Raw genomic sequence first — 19,282 nt, 5'->3', positions numbered from 1 at the left:
GGGTCTGGGGATTCCTGGCGGGTTCGGGGGGGATCGTCTGGTGCTAGAGGTCCGCGGTGACGCGGGCCGGGCCGAACCAGCTTTCCAGGGCTGCGGTCAGGCCGGCGCCGCCCGGCTGCGTCCAGGCGACGTAGCCGTCGGGCCGGACCAGTGCGGCGGCCGGCAGCCGCGGCGGCACGCCCGGGGTGTCGGCGGGCGCCCAGGTGCCGGTGACGACGTCGACGCGGTCGGACCAGGCGGCCGCCCGGTGCTGGAGTCCGTCGGCGGCGTCGGTGACGATGAGGACGCCGCGGGCCGGGCGCAGCAGGTCGGCGACGCGGGTGCGGCGGCCGTCGGGCAGGTCGAGCGCGTGGTCGGGAGACAGGCGGCGGCCCAGCAGGGGGTGGTCGCCGGGGCAGGTGCCGTAGTGGACGCCGAGGCCGCTGACCATGCCGGCGAAGTGCTCCGCGGCGCTGGGGTCGTCCATCAGCTCGCGCATGACGGCGCGCAGCGGGTCCATCTCCTCGTCGCTGAGGTAGAGGGCGGTGGCGGCGTGGGTGTTGCGCAGCAGCTGCTCGCCGAGGGGGTGGCGTTCGGCGTGGTAGGTGTCCAGGAGGCTGTCGGGGGCGCGTCCGGTGCTCACCGCGGCGAGTTTCCAGCCGAGGTTGACCGCGTCCTGGATGCCGGTGCTCAGTCCCCAGCCGGCCAGCGGCGGGGTGGCGTGGGCGGCGTCCCCGGCGAGCAGGACGCGGCCGCGCCGGTAGGTGGTGGCCAGGCCCGCGCCGTTGCCGAAGGCGGCCATCCAGCGGGCGCTGCCGTGGTGGATGGACTCGCCGGTCATGCGCTGCCAGGCGTCGGCGACGTCGGTGAAGGTCAGGGCGGCGGAGTCGGGGTGGGGCGGCAGGCTCCGGTCGTGGATGAGGACGCGGTGGTAGCCGTCGCCGAGGCTGACGGACAGCACCATGCTGCCGCCCGGGACGTGTTCGCCGGTGGGCCGCTGGCGCGGTTCGACGCCCGTCACGTCGGCCATGTACATCCCGCGGGTGGATTCCCAGCCGGGGGCGGCGATGCCGGCGAGGGTGCGGACCGTGCTGTCGGGGCCGTCGCAGCCGACGAGGTAGGCGGCCGTGTCCCGGTGGCGGCCGTCGGGGCCGTCGAGGACGAGTTCGACGCCGTCGGCGGTCTCGGTGAAGGCGACGGCCTCGTGGCCGCGCCGGACGGTGACGCCCAGTTCGGCCAGCCAGTCGGTGAGCACCTGTTCGGTGCGTGACTGGGGCAGGCCGAGCACCCCGTGGTGGCTCTCCTCGAGCGTGTCCAGGTCGAAGCCGACGCCGCCGAAGTGGCCTCGCCGGCCGCGGCGGAAGTCGCCCAGCCGGGTGAGCAGGCCGCGCTGGTCGAGGATCTCGGCGACGCGTCTGGTGAAGCCGAGGGCCCGGGATTCCCCGGACGGCGCGGGCAGTTTGTCGTAGACGGTGACCTCCGCGCCGCCGAGCCTGATCTCACCCGCGAGCATGAGGCCCACGGGGCCGGCACCAACCACTATGACGCGATTTTCCACTGTCCGCTCTCCCTTTGCAGCGCCGAAGACACATATCCGCCCACGGCGTCGGGCGCCGATGTGGCTCTCATCATGGCATGCACGCCACCGGCAAAATAGCCGCGCCGGCGGGCCGCGGCCTCTCCACGCACCCTGATCGAGTGAGTACGGGCTTTTTCCCGAGTATTCCTCGAGCGGATTTCAAGCGGATTTCGAGTGGAATTCGAGGGCGGGCTGCGGGGGCGGGACGGGGGCGTCCCAGTCGATGCGGTGGGTGAACTGCCAGTCGAGGGGTTCGGGCCTGAGGTCGCGCGGTCCGCGTGCGAGCGGGCTGGCCTTGCTGGCGTTGGTGCGGGCGGCCAGGGCGATGATCCGCTCCACGCGGGCCCGGCGCAGCCCCTCGTAGGCGGTGAAGGCCTGGTCGTGGGGCAGGTCGCGCAGGCAGCGCGCCAGCTGCACGGAGCTCTCCACGGCCTGTGAGGCGCCCTGTCCGGAGCTGGGGGAGGCGGCGTGGACGGCGTCGCCGACCAGCACCATCCGGCCCCGGCTCCAGGTCGGCACCGGCGGCATGGTCTCCAGCGGGCCGGTGATCAGCAGGTCGGCCGCCTCGGTGCGGGCCAGCAGGTCGGCGGCGGGCGCGCAGTGGCCGGCGAACGCCCGGCGCAGCCGGTCCAGCCACTGCTGCGGCGGGGTGCGCCGGGCCTCGGCCAGGGTCAGCGGCTCGGGGTGCGGGAGGTTGACGAACCAGCCGCCGGAGGAGTCGGCGTGCACCAGGTGGCCGAAGGAGCCACCGGGGCCGTAGCTGACGTGCAGCCTGCCGTCGGTGGCGGGCAGTGCGGTGTCGGCCAGCGGGGCGGCGAAGCCGAGCAGGCCGGCGTAGTGGGGGCGGGGGGCGGCCGGGTCGATGAGGGAGCGCACCGTGGAGCGGATGCCGTCCGTGCCGATCAGGATGTCGGCGCGGGCCTCGGTGCCGTCGGCGAAGCGGGCGGTGACGCCGTCGCCGGTGTCCTCGGCGTCCACCAGCCGCTTGCCGTGCAGGGTGCGGATGCCGCGGCGGGTCGCCTCGTCGTACAGCGCCCGGTACAGCTCGCCGCGCCAGACGAACCGGGACGGCGGCAGGCCGGCCGGCAGGGTGATCTCGCCGAGCGGTTCGCCGTCGCCGTCGCGCAGGACGGTGCCGCGCATGGGGGTGCCGACCCGGCGGATGACGTCGCCGGCGCCGATCGCGTCCAGGGCGTGCACGCCGTTGGGCGCCAGGCTCAGGCCGCCGCCGATGCCGTCGGCGGTGTCGTGGTAGGCCTCGTGGACGCGGGCTTCGATCCCCGCGCGCTGGAGCGCCATGGCCGTGGTCGAGCCGGCGATGCCGCCGCCGATGACCAGTGCGGTGCGGATCTGGGGGGTCATAACTCCTGCTTCGGTCGGTCGGGGCCGTCGGCCGGCCCGCTGCGGGGCGTGGACGGTTTCGGTGTCGGCCGTGCGCGGGCGGTTTCGGTGCCGGCCGTGCGCGGCGCCGACTCGGGGTTTTTTCGACCTGCGCCGGCCGGCCGCGGGGAAGTCCCGGGGCCCGGCCGGTTCACCGGGCGAGGGTAATTCAGCGGGTCCCCGCCGACAACACCCGGCGGTATTTCCGGTGTTCGACTGCGGAATACCGAGGTTGAACAGCCGGGTGTTCAACTGCCCACGCTTTCCGCATTGACCGTCATCGAAATCCCGGGCTACTTTCCCGGGTGGAAATGAAAAGCTGACAGGAATGTGTCCCTGGGGAGTGTGTGATGCACAAGGTCGTATCGCGGGACGGCACCACCATCGCCTACGAGAAGGCCGGTGACGGTCCCCCGGTCGTGCTGCTCGGCGGCGGCTTCCGCGACCACACGGCCTTCGACACGCTCATCCCGTACCTGGCCCCCTCCTGCACCGTGTACGCCTACGACCGGCGCGGGCGCGGCCAGAGCGGGGACTCCCCCGCCTACGCGGTCGAGCGGGAGATCGAGGACCTGCAGGCGGTCATCGACGACGCGGGCGGCCGGGCGGCGGTGTTCGGCGGCTCCAGCGGGGCGATCCTGGCGCTGGAGGCGGCCCTCGCCGGTGCGTCGATCAGCCGGCTGGCCCTGCTGGAGCCGCCCTACCGGGTCCCGGGTTTCCGCACGCCGCCCGCCGGTTTCGCGCAGCACCTGGACGCGCTGCTCGCCGAGGGCCGGCGCGGTGAGGCCGTGGAGTACTTCCTCGCCGAGCACGTGGGCTTCCCGCCGGAGTGGGTCCAGGAGTGGAAGGACAGCCCGCTGTGGCGGTCCAACGAGGCGCTGGCGCACACCCTGCCCTACGACACCGCGGTGATGGGCGACGGGCGGGTGCCGGTCGAGCGGCTGGCCGGGATGCGGGTGGAGACGGTGGTCGTCAACAGCGACCACACCGGTGACTGGCTGCTCGCGGCGGCCGAGGCGACCGCGGCGGCCCTGCCGAACGGGCGGCGGCTGGAGCTGCCCGGGGTGTGGCACCGGGTGCTGCCGGAGGTGCTCGGGCCGGCGCTGGTGGAGTTCGTCACCGCCTGAGACCGGCCCGGCGCGCGCGGGGCGCGCGCCGGGCCGCCGTGCCCCCTGCCGGGGCCGGCGCCGGGGGGGACCCGGAGCCGGCCCCGGCAGGGGGCTCTGCCGTGCGCGCCGCCGGAGGGATCGCTCGCCGCGGCCGGAGGCGTCCTCCCGGCCGCGGGGGACATCCCGCCGGCCGGGGCGTCCTGCCCGGCCGGAGGGCGTCGTCCGGCCGCTACCAGGGGACCGTGCCGCTGTCGTCCTGGGAGGTGCCGGTGGGGCCGTCGGGGCCGATCAGGGCCAGGCGCACCGCTGTGGCGGCGCCCTGTTCGACCGTCTGGTGGCCGCGGTGGCCGTTCATGTCGGTGGCGGTGAAGCCGGGGTTGGCCGCGTTGACCTTGATGGGGGTGTCCCGCAGTTCCCTGGCGTAGGCGAGGGTGAGCGCGTTCAGGGCCGTCTTGGAGGACTGGTAGGTGACCAGGTTGTAGTCGCCGAACCCGGCGCGCAGGTCCGCGTTCAGGGTCAGGGAGCCCACGGCCGAGGACATGTTGACGATGCGTCCGGCCGGGGAGCGGCGCAGCAGGGGCAGCATCGCGTTGGTCACCGTCAGCACGCCCAGGACGTTCGTCTCGTACACCTCGCGCAGCTGCCCGGCGGTGGCCGCGCTGGGCGGGCCGTGGAACGTCCCGGTGATGCCCGCGTTGTTGACCAGGATGTCCAGCCGGCCGTAGCGCTCGTCGATCGCGGCGGCCGCGTCCGCCACACCGGCGGGGTCGGTCACGTCCAGCGGCAGCGGGTGCGCGTCGATTCCCTCGGCGGCGAGCGCCTCGGCCGCCAGCTTGCCGCGCCGTGCGTCGCGGGCGCCGAGCAGCACGCTCGCCCCCGCGCGCCCAGCTGGCGGGCGATCTCGCGGCCCAGGCCCTTGTTGGCGCCGGTGACCAGGGCGATGCGGTGGGGCGGGGAGGTCGCGGTCATGCCGTGGCCACCGCCTCGCCGAACCAGTGGGCGAGCGCGCCGGTCAGGCCCTCGGTGCCGCGTTCGCCGGCGCCGGCCCAGGCGATGTATCCGTCGGGGCGCACCAGGAGGGCGGCGGCGCCGTCGAACGGGTCGTCGGCGCCGGCCGTGTGCGCGGACGCGGTCACGACGTCGACCCGGTCCTGCCAGGGGGCGGCGGCCCGGCGCACCCGGGCGTCGCCGGCCAGGTCGAGCAGCACCCCGCGTGCGGTGTGCAGCAGGTGCGCGGTGGTGGTCTTCACGCCCGCCGCGTCGACCAGTTCGGCGCCGGGCAGGCGCCGGCCGAGCAGCGGGTGGCCGGGCGCCGGCATGGCGTACCGGATGTCCAGGCCGGTGACCATGCCGATGAGGTGCCGGCGGACCTCGGGCAGCTGCGTCAGGTCGGCGAACAGCTCGCGCACCGGCTGCATGTGCTCGCCGGTGATGTACAGGCTGCGCTGGGTGAGGGTGTTGACCAGGACCCGGGCGCCCACCGGGTGCCGCTCGTCGTGGTAGGTGTCGAGCAGGTGGGCGGGGGCCCGGCCCTTGACGGCCAGCGCCAGCTTCCAGCCGAGGTTGACCGCGTCCTGCACGCCCGCGCTCATGCCCTGGCCGCCGATGGGCAGATGGATGTGCGCGGCGTCGCCGGCCAGGAACACGCGTCCGCGCCGGTACTCGCGGGCCTGGCGGGTGGCGTCGGTGAACTTGCCGATCCAGCGCGGGGTGCCGCCGCTGACGTCCTCGCCGGTCAGCCGCCGCCAGGCGGCGGCGACCTCCTCGAAGGAGGGCGGTGCGTCGCCCTTGCGGGGCACGACGCCGGCGTCGTAGTAGGTGACCCGGAAGGTGTCCGGGCCCTGCTGGAAGGCGAGCACCATGCCGCCGGGCACCCGCTCGCCGTTGGGCCGCGGGCGCACCCCGCTCACCCCGACCACCTCGGCGAACGCCATCTCGATGGTGGCGTCGTGGCCGGGGAAGTCGATGCCGGCCCGCTTGCGGACGGTGCTGCGGCCGCCGTCGCAGCCCACCAGGTAGGCGGCGCGCAGCCGGGCCGGGCCGTCCGGGCCGTCCACCGTCACCCGGACGCCGTCGTCGTCGGTGTCCAGGCCGGTCACCTCCCAGCCGCGGCGCACGTCGACGCCCAGCTCGCCGGCCCACTCGCCGAGGACGGCGACGGTCAGCGACTGCGGCACGCCCTTGGCCCCGTAGGAGCCGCCCGGCACCTCCCGGTAGTCCAGCGGGACGCCGCCGAAGTGGCCGATGGGGATGGTGTCGAAGCCGCCGAACCGGGGAAGCAGCCCGCGCTGGTCGAAGGTCTCGATGGTGCGTGCCGTGAAGCCCAGCGCGCGGGACTGGTCGGTGGGCTCCGTCGACTTCTCCAGCACCACGCACCCGACGCCGGCCAGCCGTAGTTCGCACGCCAGCATCAGTCCGACGGGACCGGCTCCGACGACGATGACGTCGGTGTCCATGCGGCTCATTTCGCTCCCGGGTGAGAAGGGGGTGAGGGGGCCCGGGCGCCGGTCAGCGCCCGGTCGACCAGGGCGCCGGCCGCGCCGGTGTAACCGGCCGGGTCCAGCAGGGCGGCCGGCTCTCCGGGGGCCAGCACCCCGTGCAGCTGGGGCAGTTCGGCGAGGACGTCGGCGAGCGGGCGGGAGGTCTCGGCGGCCCGCAGCGACGCCTGCGTCAGCAGTTCCGCGGCCGCCGTCCGGCCCAGCCGCGGGGCCAGGACCGCGCTGACGCGTTCGGAGGCGATCCGGCCGCCGGTCGCCTCGAGGTTGGCGCGCATCCGGTCCGGGTGCACGGTGAGGCCGCGGGCCAGTTCCAGTGCGGTGCGGGCGGCGCCGCCGGTCAGCCGCAGGCATTCGCGCAACGGCTGCCACTCGGTGTGCCACACGCCCGCCGACCGCTCGTCCTCGGTCACCAGGCACTGCGCCAGCACCGCGGCCAGCGCGGGCACCTGCAGGGCGGCGGAGCGGATCAGCGTCGCCAGGACGGGGTTGCGTTTGTGCGGCATCGCCGAGGAGGCGCCGCGGCCCGTCTCCTGCGGTTCGGTGACCTCGCCGACCTCGGTGCGGGCCAGCACCAGCACGTCGGCCGCGATCTTGCCGAGGGCGCCCGCGGTGTGCGCGAGGGCGGCCCCCAGGTCGGCGATCGGGGTGCGCAGCGCGTGCCAGGGCAGCACGGGGGCCGCCAGGCCGGTCTCCGCGGCGAAGGCGGCGGTGAGGTCGTCGACGACCGCGCGGGCGTCCGCGTCCTCGCCGGCGTGCGTGAGGTAGCCCGCCAGCGTGCCGGCCGCGCCGCCCAGGGACACCGGGAGACGGCCGGCGACCCGCTCCAGGCGTTCGGCGGCCTCCAGCACCAGCTGCCGCCAGCCGGCCGCCTTGAGCCCGAACGTGGTCGGTACGGCGTGCAGGGCGAGCGTGCGGCCGGCCATCACCGTGTCCCGGTGGTGCGCGGCCAGCGCGGCGAGCGCGTCGGCGGTCCGGTGCAGGTCGGCGACGGTCAGGCGCAGCGCGCGCAGGGCGACGAGCATCGCGCCGGTGTCGAAGACGTCCTGGCTGGTGGAGCCCCGGTGGACGTACTCGGCGGCGTCGGGGGCGTCGGCGGCCACCGCCGCCGTCAGCGCCTTGACCAGGCCGACCACCGGGTTGGCCGTCTCGCGCGCGGCCAGGGCCAGCTGCCGCAGCTCCAGGCGTTCGGCGCGGGCCGCGGCGGTGATCGCGGCGGCCGCCGGCGCGGGGACGGTGCCGCAGCGTGCCTGGGCGCGGGCCAGGGCCGCCTCGGCGTCCAGCATGGCCTGCAGCCAGGCGGTGTCGCCCACCGCCGCCTCCACCGGGGTGCCCGCCCGGACCGGGGAGAGCAGACCGCTGTCCAGGTCGGGGCCGGCGGCGGGAGCCGTGCCGGGGGCGGTGCCGCCGTGGGGCGGGCCGGGGCGGGCGGCCGCGGTCTCGTGGCGGGCGGCCGTCATGCCGCCGCCTTCGTGGTGCCGCCGCCCAGGGAGGTGCGGCGCGCCCGCACGGCCGTGGGGTCCCCGGCGGCGGGCAGCGCGGGCAGGTCCAGCACGGCCGCCGCGATCGCGTCGGAGTCCTCCAGCGTCACCGAGCCGACGCCCGGCCGGATGCCCGCCGCCGTCACCCAGTGCACGGACTCGGTGGGCACGCCGTAGGCGAAGCGCCGCGGATGGGGCTCCCCCTGCGCGTCGAGCAGGTGGTAGGGCCGCCCGGTGACGGCCAGGCCGCCGGTCTCGTAGGAGGCGCCGTCCCGGCCCGGGACGCAAAAGGGGCGGCACTGCCCGGTGCGCAGCAGGTGCGCCAGCAGCGGATCCGCGGTGCGCCGCAGATCGATCTGCGGCAGCCGGCTGTCGATCAGCGTGGTGGCCCGCACCAGCACGCCCGGGATGTCGCTGGTCCCGGTGAAGCAGCCCCGGTCCGGGTCGGTGCCGGCCCGCGTCCCGGGGCCGAGGACCTCCAGCACGCCCGCGTCCATCAGCGCGGCCATCTCCTCGATGCGGGAGGCGGGCGGGCCGATGGACAGGTAGGCGTTGAGCGGTGTGTACCAGCCGTCCAGGTCGTCGCGGTGGGAGTCGGCGTCCAGGCCGCCGTGGTCGACGGCCAGGCGCACCTCGTTGCGCAGGTCCCGCAGCACGTCCAGGGCCGCCTTGAGCGGGCCGGAGACATTGCCCCGGCGGGCCTGGCGCACGTCCTCGTCGAGGTGGCCGCGCAGCCAGGTCCGGAAGGCCGCCGGGCCGGGGAAGGACCGGTCGGCGCAGGGGCGGGCGATCAGCTCCCAGTCCCAGCGCTCGGCCGGGCCGATCCCGAACGCCTCCAGCAGCTCCTCCCGCCGCGGGCCGGGCTCGGTGCGCAGGTAGCGGGCGGCGAGGTCGGCGGCGCGGGCCGCGGTGCCGCGGGCGGCCAGCAGCGTCTCGTAGTAGACGCTCTCGACCTCCCGGGCGATCAGCGGCCACAGGTCGGTGGCGAACCGCAGCGGCCCGCGGCCCGGGGCGCGCAGCGCCGCGATGTGCTCGGCGGTCAGCAGCCGCGGGAAGTAGCGGCCGTGGGCGCCCTTCTCGTTCTCGCCGCGCGCCTGGTAGGGCACGCCGCGGCGCGAACCGGCGTACAGGCGCGGTTCCCTGCCGGAGGGGCGGTAGACCAGGCGGCCGTCGACGCGTTCGAAGACACCGCCGCGGGCCCGGGTGAACAGCGCCATGTAGTCGAAGAAGTTCAGGCCCAGGCCGCGCAGCAGCACGCTCTCGCCGGGCGCGACGCACGACAGGTCGACGTCGGCGGGGTTGGCGGGGGGAGGTAGGTCAGGCCGTGCCGGGCGGCGAAGCCGGCCAGTTCCCGCTCGGCGGGTCCCGGGACGACGGGCAGGTGTCCCTGCGCCAGCACCACCGCGGACAGACCGGTCAGCCGGGTGCCGTCCTCCAGCAGCACGCTCTGGGCGCCCGGTGCGCCCGGTGTGCCGTCGTCGTCCAGGGCGACGGCGCGCCGGGCGTGCACCCGTACCGTCACGTGCGCGGCCGCGTTCGCGGTGACCTGCTGGAACACCCAGGCCAGGTACTGGCCGTACAGGGCGCGGGTGGGGTAGGTGTCCGGGCCCAGGTCGCGGGCCTCGGCGAGCGTCTCGTCGTCGTAGGCGGTGCCCCGGCTCGGGGTGAGCGCGCTCGGGCCGAGCGCCTTGGCCCACTGGTAGAGGCTGGGGCCCTCCTCCAGGGGGCCGGCGATGTCGACGCTGGCGTCGGTGTAGACCGTCACCTGGGAGGCGACGGTGTTCATCAGCAGGTGCCGGGACTGCGAGGGCCGCCACACCCGGCCCGGGCCGGGCGGGTCCGGGTCGACGACGTGCACGGTGACGTGGTCCCGGCGCAGGGACGTGCGCTCGTGGGCGCACAGCCGTTCCAGCACGGACAGACCGCGTGGTCCGGCGCCGACGAGGCACACTTCCATACGTCCGCTGCTCACAAGGTCACTCCGCTCGGCGTACGGGGGCGCGGGCTCGCGGCGCGGCGGGCACGCCGGGTGTCGTCCCCGAAGGTCTTGGTGAATTCCCGGAGTTCCGGGCGAAGAGAATCGGCCGCCGTCATCGGCGGTCCCGCTGGGGGGCCGGTGAAGCGTCCCGCTCGCCTCCGTGCGCACCGTCCACAGCGCCTCCTTCCAACGCCACGGTCGGCCGGGGCGCTCAAACGGGGCTCGGGTGCGGCTCGGGCCGGGGTCTGCGGGGCACGGGCCGGGACGGACGGGGGCGGCGGGCGGGAAGACGGGGGCGGCGGGCGGGCGGTGGCGGGGTGCGGGCGGACGCGCGGCACCTCCCGCCGCCGGTGGCGTGCGGGAGGTGCCGGGTGGAGCGGCGCGGGGTCGCCGCGCGGTCAGCCGCCGCCGGCGGCCGGGCCGGCGGGGTCACCGCTCGGCGGCCGTGGCGGGAGGGGCTCGGGCTGCGCGGGGTCGCCGCGCGCCGGTGGAAGGGGGCGCCGGGGTCGGCGTCCGGTCCCTCGGCTGAAGAAGGGGGGTGTCCGCGGCCGGCCGGGCCGGCCGCGTCCCGTGCGGTGGCGCTGCCTCAGTCTTGGCGGCGGCGCACGGGGTTGGCTCGAGGAACGCTCGATGCGGCAGGCCGGCGGCGCGCCGGGGCCGGGCGGGGCGGGCCTATGCGTCCGGCGTGGGGGCCGTCGCCGTGCGCAGGGCGACCTCGCGCACCAGCAGGCCGGCCAGCAGGGCGAGCGCGCCGGCGAGGGAGCCGACGAGGAAGGCGCTGTGGGTGCCGGCGGCGGTGGCGTGGCGGTAGGCCTCCTGGACCGCGGGCTCCAGGCGGGCCAGGCCGGCCGCGTCGAGCTGGGCGTCGGCCAGGGGCGGGCCGCCGGGCGCGTGCTCGGCCGTCGCCTCCAGCACGCGGCGGTTGAACAGCGCGCCCATCACGGCGACGCCGAAGGAGCTGCCCAGCATGCGGAAGAGCGTGACGGCGGCCGAGGCCACGCCGATGTCCCGGATGTCCACGCTGTTCTGCGAGACGAGCATGACGACCTGGAGCAGGCAGCCCAGGCCCGCGCCGAGCACCGCCATGTAGGCCGCCGCCTCGGTGCGCGAGGTGGCGGTGTCCATGGTGGACAGCAGCAGCATGCCGGTCAGCATCAGCGCGCCGCCCGCGACCGGGAACGCCTTGTAGCGGCCGGTGCCGCTGGTGATCCGGCCCGCCACCATGGCCGTGACGATCATCGCGCTCATCATCGGCAGCAGCAGCAGCCCGGAGTTGGTCGCCGACGCCCCCTGCACGGTCTGCTGGTACAGCGGCAGGAACAGCACCGCGCCGAACATCACGAAGCCCATCACGAACCCGGTGACCGACATCAGCGCGAAGTTGCGGTTGCGGAAGATGTGCAGCGGCAGCACGGGCTCGGCGGCCCGTGTCTGCCAGAAGACGAACGCGCCCAGGCAGGCCACCGCGGCGACGCACAGCCAGACGATGACGTCCGAGCCCCACGCGTACTCGGTGCCGCCCCAGGTGGCGACCAGGACGACCGCGGTGATGCCCGCCATGAGCAGGGCCGCCCCCGGGTAGTCGATGCGGGCGCCGGACCGGCGGGCCGGAAGGCGCAGCACCATCGCCGCCATGACGAGGACGACCGCGCCGATCGGCAGGTTGATGTAGAACGTCCAGCGCCAGCCGAGGTGGTCGGTGATCGTGCCGCCCACCAGCGGCCCGCCGATCATCGACAGGGCCAGCACGGCGGCGAGCATGCCCTGGTAGCGGCCCTGTTCGCGCGGCGGCACCAGCTCCCCCACGATCGCCATGACGCCGGCCATCAGGCCGCCGGCGCCCAGCCCCTGGACCACCCTGAAGCCGATCAGCTGGCCCATGTCCTGGGCCATGCCGCTGAGCGCCGAGCCGGCCAGGAAGATCACCACGGCGGTGAGGAAGAGTCCCTTGCGGCCGTGCAGGTCGCCGAGCTTGCCCCAGATGGGGGTGGCGGCGGCGGTGGCCAGGGTGTAGGCGGTGACCACCCACGACAGGTGCTCCATGCCGCCCAGGTCGCCGACGACGGTGGGCATCGCGGTGCCCACGATCATGTTGTCCAGCTGGGACAGCAGCATCGCGATCATCAGCGGGAGCAGCATGAGCCGTATGCGGGGCCCGCCTGCCTCCCGCCCTGCTGTGCCCGCCGCCTTCTCGATGGTCGTCGCCACGGTGCTCCCCTCGCTCGATTCGCCTGTCCGCGCGGGCGCGCGGCGTGGGCCGCCCGCCGGCCGTGCCGGGGTGCCGCCCGGACGGCGCGGGCGACCGCGCGGTGAGCAGCGCACAAAAGTCCAGCGGGGATCGCTCGTGCGCCGCTCGCGTCCCGCTCACGGATCGCCGTGCCCGGCACGGGCCGCCGGGCCCGCGGTGAGCTGGGCCTGCGTGCCCGTGCGCGGTTTTCCCGCGGCCGCGGGGGCGGGTGCGGGCGGGCCGGGCAAGGCGGTGTCAGGGGCGTGTCAGCCGCGTGTCAGCGGGCGTTGCCAGGGTCCGTGCCGGGCCTCTTCCGGCCCGTCGGCCCGTTGTGTCCACGAGGAGTCGCGGTGATGGCCCGTCAGACCGTGCGTGTGCACCCCGACAGCAGCTCGGAGCGGCTGCTCTTTTTGAAGGACGCGCTGGGCGAGGCGCCCGTGGAGCGGGTGCGGCTGGCCGACCTGACGGCCTCGTTCACCCCGCGTTCGGGCGGGGTGGACGGCGAGTGGGCGCTGGCCCTGGCGAACCTGGAGGGCGAGCTGCCGCCGATCGTCGTGCACCGCCCCACCCTGTCCGTCATCGACGGGCTGCACCGGCTGCGGGCCGCGCGGCTGCGGGGCCGTACGCACATCGCGGCCCGTTTCTTCGACGGGTCCCGGCAGGACGCGGCCCTGCTGGCGGTGGCGATGAACGTGACCCAGGGCCGGCCGCTGTCCCAGAGCGAGCGGGTCGCCGCCGCGGAGCGCATCGTCGCCGCGCGGCCCCAGTGGTCCGACCGTGCCATCGCCGTGGTGGCGGGGCTGTCCGCGAAGAAGGTGTCCGAGCTGCGGGCGCGGGCGCAGGGGCTGCCGCGGTGCGAGCGGCGGGTCGGGCTCGACGGCCGGGCCCGGCCGCTGAGCACCGTGCAGGGGCGGGAGCTGGCCGGGGAGCTGCTGCGGGCCGACCCCAAGGCGTCGCTGCGGACGATCGCGCGGCGCGCGGGGATCTCCCCGGCGACCGTCGCCGACGTCCGTGACCGGCTGCTGCGGGGCGAGGACCCGGTGCCGCCGCGGCAGCGCGGTCTGGCGGCCGGGCGCGGCGCGCGCGAGGGGCGCGAGGCGGGCGGCCGGGACCGGGAGGAGACGCGGTCGGCCGAGGAGCTGGTCATCCTCTTCGAGGCGCTGCGGCGGGACCCGTCGCTGCGGCTGAACGAGGTGGGCCGCAGCATGCTGCGGATGCTGGACGCGTGTGCGCTGCTCGCCCGCGACCGGGGACGCATCATCGCCCATCTGCCGCCGCACTGCGCCGACCAGCTGGCGGAGCTGATGCGCGGTTACTCGCAGATGTGCCAGGCGTTCGCCGACGAGCTGGGCACCGGCGCGGACCGGCCGGGGCCGGCGCGCTGAGACCGCTCCCCTCCCCCGCCGCCCCGCCCCGGGCGGCCCGGGCGTGCCTCAGCGGTGGCCGAGCTGGAAGCCCACTCCGCGGACCGTCACGATCCAGCCGCTGTCGCCGAGCTTGCCGCGCAGGCTGCTGACGTGGGTGTCGACGGTGCGGCGGGACCAGGTGTCGCCCCAGACCTGCTTGAGCAGCTGCTTGCGCGGAATGACCGTGCCGGGGTGCGAGGCCAGCAGGCACAGCAGGTCGAACTCCTTGCGGGTCAGGGTGACTTCGGCCTCGTCCACGGTGACCCGGCGGGAGTTGACGTCGATCCGCAGCGAGCCGTGCCGGATCTCCTGCACGGCGGCCGGCTGCCACTGGGCGCGGCGCATCACGGCCTCGATGCGGGCCATCAGCTCGCGCAGCCCGTAGGGCTTGGTGACGTAGTCGTCGGCGCCGGCCTGCAGGCCCAGGACGCAGTCCAGTTCGGACTGGCGGGCGGTGACGATGATGACGGGGACGCGGCTGACGGACCGGATGGCCCGGCACACCTCCAGCCCGTCCAGGTCGGGCAGTTCCAGCGTGAGCAGCACCAGGTCCGCGTCCGTGTGCGCCTGGAGGGCCGCGCCGCCGTGGGTGACGCCGACGGGCCGGTGGCCGTGGCGGCGCAGCTGGGTCACCAGCGGGTCGCCGGTGTCGGGGTCCACCACCAGGACGCGCCATGCCGCGGCCGGCGCGGCCGGCGCGGCCGCGGGCGGGCCCTGGGCCGGCCGCGGGGCGGGTGTCTGGAGCTTTGGCGGCGCCTGTGCCGTCATCGTCTGACTCATGCCTTCCCCCAAGGGTCCTGCACGGCCCGTGCGCGCTGCCGCGCACGGCAGCCGGACGCGGCCCGCCCGCGCGCAGGCGGTCACCGGGCCGCACCCCCTGTCCGCGACCCTACGGGCCGGCGGTCGAGTCCCGCTGAAGCGCGAGGCTCGACCGCGTTGAGCCGGCGGTGCCGCCCGGGACACCGCTCACGGGTTCAGCACCCACGCCGAGTGGTGCGGGGCGAATCCGATGTGCGGGTAGTACTCCGTCGCGGCGGGCGCCGACAGCAGCACGATCTTCGCCGTCGGGGCCTCCTTGCGGGTGGCGTCGATCAGGGCGCGGCCGACGCCGGAGCGCTGGTGGGTGCCCGAGACCGCGATGTCGGACAGGTAGGTGACGTAGGAGAAGTCGGACACGCTGCGGGCGATGCCGATGAGGGTGCCGGCGGCGTCCCGGGCGACCAGGACGAGGTTGGCGTTGCGCACCATCGCCGCCATCCTCTCCCGGTCGTCGGCCGGGCGCCGCTCCCCCAGGCCCGAGGAGCGGTACACCTCGAGCACCTCGTCCAGGTCCAGGGCGGCGCCCTCCACCCGCTCAGTCGTCCAGTTCACGAAGCTTCTCCAATCGGCCGCGTATCACGTCGTGGTGGGTGAGGAAGCGCTCGGGTCCGAGCGCGGGCAGGTCGATGCCCTCCCGGGCGAGGGTGGCGGCGAAGTGCTCGCCGGTGGCGACGGTGCGGTTCGCCGCGGCCTGCACCGAGCGGTAGGCCCGTTCGCGTTCGGTGCCCTCGCCCAGGAGCTCGGCCAGGACCGAGGAGCTGTAGATCAGGCCGTCGGTGGCGTCGATGTGGGCCCGCATCCGCTGCGGGTGGACGGTGAGCGTCTCCACCAGCTCGGCCGCCTTCGTGGCCTGGAAGTGGCCCACGGACAGGCTGTCGGGCAGGATGACCCGCTCCACCGACTGGTGGGCGAGGTCCCTCTCGTGCCACAGCGCCACGTTCTCCAGGGCGGTGGTGGCGTAGCCGCGCAGCAGCCGGGCCAGGCCGCACAGCCGTTCGCTGGTGGTGGGGTTGCGTTTGTGGGGCATGGCGCTGGAGCCCTGGTAGGCGCTGGTGCGGTGCTCCTCGACCTCGCGGACCTCGGTGCGCTGCAGCAGCCGCAGTTCCAGGGCGATCTGCTCGATGCACGCGCCCAGGGCCGCCACCGCCTGGAGCAGCTGGGCGTGCCGGTCGCGGGCGACGACCTGGCTGGGCACCGGCTCGACGCCCAGGCCCAGCGCCTCGCACACGTGGGCCTCGACGGACGGGTCGATCAGCGCGTAGGTGCCGACGGATCCGGAGACCGTGCCCACGGCGACGGCCTGGCGGGCGGCGGTCAGCCGGGTCAGGGAGCGGTCGACGGCGAAGGCGTAACCGCCGAGCTTGTGGCCGAACGTGGTGGGCTCGGCGTGGACGCCGTGGGTGCGGCCCACCATCACCGTGTCCCAGTGCGCGAGCGCCGTGCCGGCCAGGACCCGCCGCAGCCGCCGCCCGGCGCCCAGCAGCAGGTCGGTGGCGCGGGCCAGGGTGTGCCCGAGGGCGGTGTCGACCAGGTCGTAGCTGGTCATGCCGAGGTGGACCCAGCGCGCGGAGGACTCGGGGATGTGCTCGCAGTACGCGGCGAGGAAGGACAGCACCTCGTGGTCGCGTTCCTTCTCGATCTCGGCGACCCGGGCCGCGAGCGGGACGGGGGCGCGGCGCATGTCCGCGAGGGCCTGGGCGGGTGCGCGGCCGAGCCGTACCTGGGCCTCGGTCGCGAGGATCTCGACCTTGACCCAGGTGGCGTAGCGCGACTGGTCGGCGAAGAGGTCCGCCATCTCGGGCAGGGTGTAACGAGGAATCATCGGTCGGCCTTCGTCGGTCGGACGGGCGGGCGGTGAGGGGGGCGGGACGTGTCGTCCCGCCCCGGGCGTCCGGGGCGGGACGCTTCCTCAGTACGCCCCGAAGTACTCGCGCTGCTCCCACTCGGTGACGCGTCCCGGTGCGGGGGCCGTCTGGGCGCACCAGCCCTCGAAGCGGCGCAGTTCGCTCTCCTTGAGCTTGGCCAGGCAGGCGGCCAGGGGCGTGCCGAGCAGTTGTGCGGCCCGGCCGGCGGTGAAGGCCTCCAGTGCCTCGCGCAGGGACTGCGGGACCAGCTGGTGGGGGCCGTCGGCCGGTGCGGCGGCGGGGGCGGCCGGCGTGGCGGTGCCCGCCAGGCCCTCCAGGCCGGCGAACAGCTGGGCGGCGATGTTCAGGTAGGGGTTGGCGCACGGCTCGCCCGTGCGGTTCTCGATGTGGGCGCCGGCCCCGCTGCCGACCACCCGCAGCATCGCGGTGCGGTCCTCGACGCTGTAGCCGATGCGGGTGGGGGCGAGCGCGTGCTCGGCGGCCAGGCGCCGGTAGCCGTTGACGGTGGGCACCGACAGCACGCACAGGTCGCGTGCCCAGGACAGCAGGCCGTCGGCGTACGCCTTGCCCTGCGGGGACAGGCCGCCGGAGAGGCCTTCGGCGCCGAAGACGTTGCGGCCGGTGGCGAGTTCCACGACGGACTGGTTCAGGTGCCAGCCGCTGGGGTCGGCGGCGTCCAGCAGCGGCTGGGACATGAAGGAGGCGTGGTGGCCGCGGCGGGCGCAGAACCGCTTGGTGTGGGTGCGGAACAGCAGCATCGCGTCGGCGGTGTCCAGGGCCGGCATGGGGCTGAAGGTGGTCTCCACCTGGCCGGGTCCCGACTCGTGCTCCATCGACCGCAGCGGCAGGCCCAGGGCGAGCAGGTCCAGGGCGAGGGGGTCGGTGAGGGGGGCGACGGTGTCGTAGGCGGCGTCCAGGTTGAACTGGTAGCCGGCGTTGACGGCGGCCACGCGCGGCGCCCTGCCCTGCAGGCCGAAGCCGTTGCCCTGGTTGCCGGGTTCGTCGTCGAGGCGGCGGGTGAGGTACCACTCGACCTCCAGGCCGAGCACGGGGGCGAGCCCCTGTTCGGCGTAGCGGCGCAGCACGCGGCGCAGGACGGCGCGCGCGGACAGCGGGTGCGGGGTGCCGTCGCGCAGGTACTCGTCGCCGATCACCCAGGCGGTGCGCGGGCCGCTGCCGGGCAGCACCTGGAAGGTCAGCGGGTCGGGCACCAGGATGAAGTTGCCGGCGCCGGCGATCTCGTCGACGCCGATGCCGTGGTCGCCGAGGAAGTCGACGGCGACGGCGTGCCCGGTGTCGAACAGGAACGGGCCGGGGCTGAAGTTCATGCCGTTGCGCAGCACGGCGCGGAAGGCCTGCGGGGTCAGCGTCTTGGAGCGGGCCAGCCCGTGCGGGTCGGCGAAGGCGACCCGCACGAGGTCGACGGCGTCGAGGGCGGCCTCGACGCGCTCGGCCGCGGCGAGCTGCCCGGCGTCCCACAGCCCGTGGTCGGCGACGAACGACGGGCGCCCGACGCCGCCGTCCGCGGCGGGGGTGGACCATGACCTGGCATACATGGTTCAGGGTGTCCTTTCGCCGGTGGTGACGGGGGTGAGGTCGGCCGCGGGCGGGTGCGGCAGCGGCGCCAGCATCGCCTCCAGGCGGCGGGCCACCGTCAGGACGAGGTCGTCGGCGCCGACCGGGCCGACGAGCTGCAGGCCGGCCGGGAGGCCGGAGCGGGTCAGCCCGGCGGGCAGGGAGACGGCCGGCTGGCCGGTCATGTTGTAGGGGTAGGAGGCGGGCGCCCAGGCCAGCCACATCAGGTCGCGCGGGTCGGCCGCCCAGGCGGGGCCGATGGCGCCGGCGTCGAACGGCTCGACGGGGACGGTCGCCATGGCGAGCAGGTCGTAGCGGTCCATGACCGAGCGCAGGGTGGCGCGCAGGTTCTGGCGCACCTCCTCGGCCTGGATGACCCGCACCCCGCTGAGGGTGCGGCCGTGGCGGACGATCTCCAGACGGCCGGGGTCGCAGAAGACCTCGTGCTCGGGCGGGGTGCCGGCCGCCTCGGTGGCGGCGAGGATGTCGACGACGGCCGGGTAGAGGTTCTGGCAGCGCACCTGGACCTCCTCGACCCGGTGCCCCTCGGCCACGAGCAGTTCCCTGCCCTGCTCGGTGACCCGGCGGATCTGCGGGTCGGTGCCCTCGTACTCGATCCAGCCGATCCTCAGGGCGCGCACGTCGCGCGGGGAGTCCAGGGAGCCGAGCCCGGAGTCGGGGTCGGTGGGGTGGGGCCCGGCGATCACCTGGCCGAGCAGGGCGGCGTCGGCGACGCTGCGGGCCAGCGGGCCCTGGTGGGCGAGGCGGTCGGCGCCGTTGGGGAAGTAGGGCACCTTGCCGTAGGACGGCTTGTAGCCGACGACGCCGCAGAACGCGGCCGGGATGCGGATGGAGCCGGATCCGTCGGTGCCCAGCGCGCCCTCGCACAGTCCGGTGGCGACCGCGGCGGCGGCGCCGCCGCTGGAGCCGCCGGCGGTCAGGTTCGGGTCGTAGGGGTTGCGGGTGGGCGGGGCGACGCGGCCCACGGTGGAGGCGCTCCACCCGAACTCCGAGGTGGTGGTCTTGCCGACGACGACGGCGCCGGCGGCGCGCAGCCGGGCCACCGCGGGGGCGTCCTCGCGGGGGCGGTCGTTGGGCAGCAGCGAGCCGCGGGTGGTGGGCAGGTCGCGGGTCTGCAGCAGGTCCTTGACGGAGACCGTGACGCCCAGCAGCGGCTGCTCCCACCAGGCCTCGCGGCCCCGGTCGCGGATGCGGGCGTCGGCCCGCTCGGCGGCCCGCAGGGCCTCGTCGCCCGCGGCCGCGACGTAGGCGCCCAGCGTGTCGCGCTCGCGGATGCCCTCCAGGACGGAGCGGACGTGTTCGACGACGGTGATCTCCCCCCGGGACAGGAGGTCCTTGATGTGGCTGATGCCGCGGGCGGTCATCGGG

At 75.6% G+C, this 19,282-nt stretch carries 13 protein-coding genes and 1 pseudogene; 2 read left to right on the top strand and 12 right to left on the bottom strand.

Annotated elements, in window-relative coordinates; genetic code table 11:
* Positions 1-43 precede the first annotated feature (43 nt).
* The gene (locus GL259_RS37395) at positions 44-1,519 is read right to left on the bottom strand and encodes an FAD-dependent monooxygenase (protein WP_347814643.1); all 1,476 of its coding nucleotides are present in this window, start codon (positions 1,517-1,519) and stop codon (positions 44-46) included.
* A 198-nt stretch (positions 1,520-1,717) separates the two neighbouring features.
* Positions 1,718-2,920 carry an FAD-dependent monooxygenase gene (locus GL259_RS37390; protein ID WP_159538224.1) on the bottom strand — a complete coding sequence of 401 codons (1,203 nt, stop codon included), beginning with the start codon at positions 2,918-2,920 and terminating at the stop codon, positions 1,718-1,720.
* 368 nt (positions 2,921-3,288) lie between these two features.
* Between GL259_RS37390 and GL259_RS37385 the strand changes: the two genes are divergently transcribed.
* On the top strand, positions 3,289-4,065 hold the full coding sequence (locus GL259_RS37385; protein ID WP_159538222.1) for an alpha/beta hydrolase: 777 nt from the start codon (positions 3,289-3,291) through the stop codon (positions 4,063-4,065).
* Positions 4,066-4,276: 211 nt separating this feature from the next.
* Here the strand turns inward: GL259_RS37385 and GL259_RS37380 are convergent, their stop codons facing one another.
* From GL259_RS37380 to GL259_RS37360, 5 genes and pseudogenes are all read right to left on the bottom strand, one after another.
* Entirely contained in the window at positions 4,277-4,915 is a 639-nt protein-coding gene (locus tag GL259_RS37380) for an SDR family NAD(P)-dependent oxidoreductase (protein ID WP_347814642.1), read from the bottom strand.
* A 97-nt stretch (positions 4,916-5,012) separates the two neighbouring features.
* Positions 5,013-6,503 (bottom strand): FAD-dependent monooxygenase, encoded by a 1,491-nt coding sequence (locus GL259_RS37375; protein WP_208026582.1) that lies wholly within the window; start codon positions 6,501-6,503, stop codon positions 5,013-5,015.
* Positions 6,504-6,508: 5 nt separating this feature from the next.
* Positions 6,509-8,002, bottom strand: coding sequence for a 3-carboxy-cis,cis-muconate cycloisomerase (gene pcaB, locus GL259_RS37370; RefSeq protein WP_159538218.1), 1,494 nt, complete (start codon positions 8,000-8,002; stop codon positions 6,509-6,511).
* Positions 7,999-9,980, bottom strand: a pseudogene (locus tag GL259_RS37365) (FAD/NAD(P)-binding protein). Before GL259_RS37365 ends, pcaB begins: the two are co-directional and overlap by 4 nt.
* A gap of 693 nt (positions 9,981-10,673) precedes the next feature.
* Complete coding sequence (locus tag GL259_RS37360) at positions 10,674-12,209, bottom strand: MDR family MFS transporter (protein ID WP_243762521.1); 1,536 nt, start codon at positions 12,207-12,209, stop codon at positions 10,674-10,676.
* Positions 12,210-12,581: 372 nt separating this feature from the next.
* Between GL259_RS37360 and GL259_RS37355 the strand changes: the two genes are divergently transcribed.
* Positions 12,582-13,613 carry a ParB N-terminal domain-containing protein gene (locus GL259_RS37355; protein ID WP_159538216.1) on the top strand — a complete coding sequence of 344 codons (1,032 nt, stop codon included), beginning with the start codon at positions 12,582-12,584 and terminating at the stop codon, positions 13,611-13,613.
* 48 nt (positions 13,614-13,661) lie between these two features.
* Here GL259_RS37355 and GL259_RS37350 read toward each other — a convergent pair whose 3' ends face one another.
* The 5 genes from GL259_RS37350 to GL259_RS37330 all read right to left on the bottom strand — a co-directional run bounded on the left by GL259_RS37350 (position 13,662) and on the right by GL259_RS37330 (position 19,278).
* On the bottom strand, positions 13,662-14,414 hold the full coding sequence (locus tag GL259_RS37350; RefSeq protein WP_243762520.1) for a response regulator transcription factor: 753 nt from the start codon (positions 14,412-14,414) through the stop codon (positions 13,662-13,664).
* Positions 14,415-14,600: 186 nt separating this feature from the next.
* Positions 14,601-15,005: a GNAT family N-acetyltransferase gene (locus GL259_RS37345; protein ID WP_159538214.1), complete on the bottom strand. Its 405-nt coding sequence runs from the start codon at positions 15,003-15,005 to the stop codon at positions 14,601-14,603.
* Positions 14,989-16,275, bottom strand: coding sequence for an adenylosuccinate lyase (purB, locus tag GL259_RS37340; protein WP_159538212.1), 1,287 nt, complete (start codon positions 16,273-16,275; stop codon positions 14,989-14,991). Before purB ends, GL259_RS37345 begins: the two co-directional genes overlap by 17 nt.
* Before the next feature lie 87 nt (positions 16,276-16,362).
* A complete protein-coding gene (locus tag GL259_RS37335; protein ID WP_159538210.1) occupies positions 16,363-17,874 on the bottom strand; it encodes a glutamine synthetase in 1,512 nt (503 codons plus the stop codon).
* Between the two features lie 3 nt (positions 17,875-17,877).
* Entirely contained in the window at positions 17,878-19,278 is a 1,401-nt protein-coding gene (locus GL259_RS37330) for an amidase family protein (RefSeq protein ID WP_159538208.1), read from the bottom strand.
* Between the last annotated feature and the right edge of the window lie 4 nt (positions 19,279-19,282).

The organism is Streptomyces sp. Tu 3180 (genome assembly GCF_009852415.1).
Taxonomy (GTDB): Bacteria; Actinomycetota; Actinomycetes; order Streptomycetales; family Streptomycetaceae; genus Streptomyces.
The sequence above is the reverse complement of the archived record's forward strand: the minus strand, read 5'-3'. Positions and strand labels throughout refer to the sequence as shown.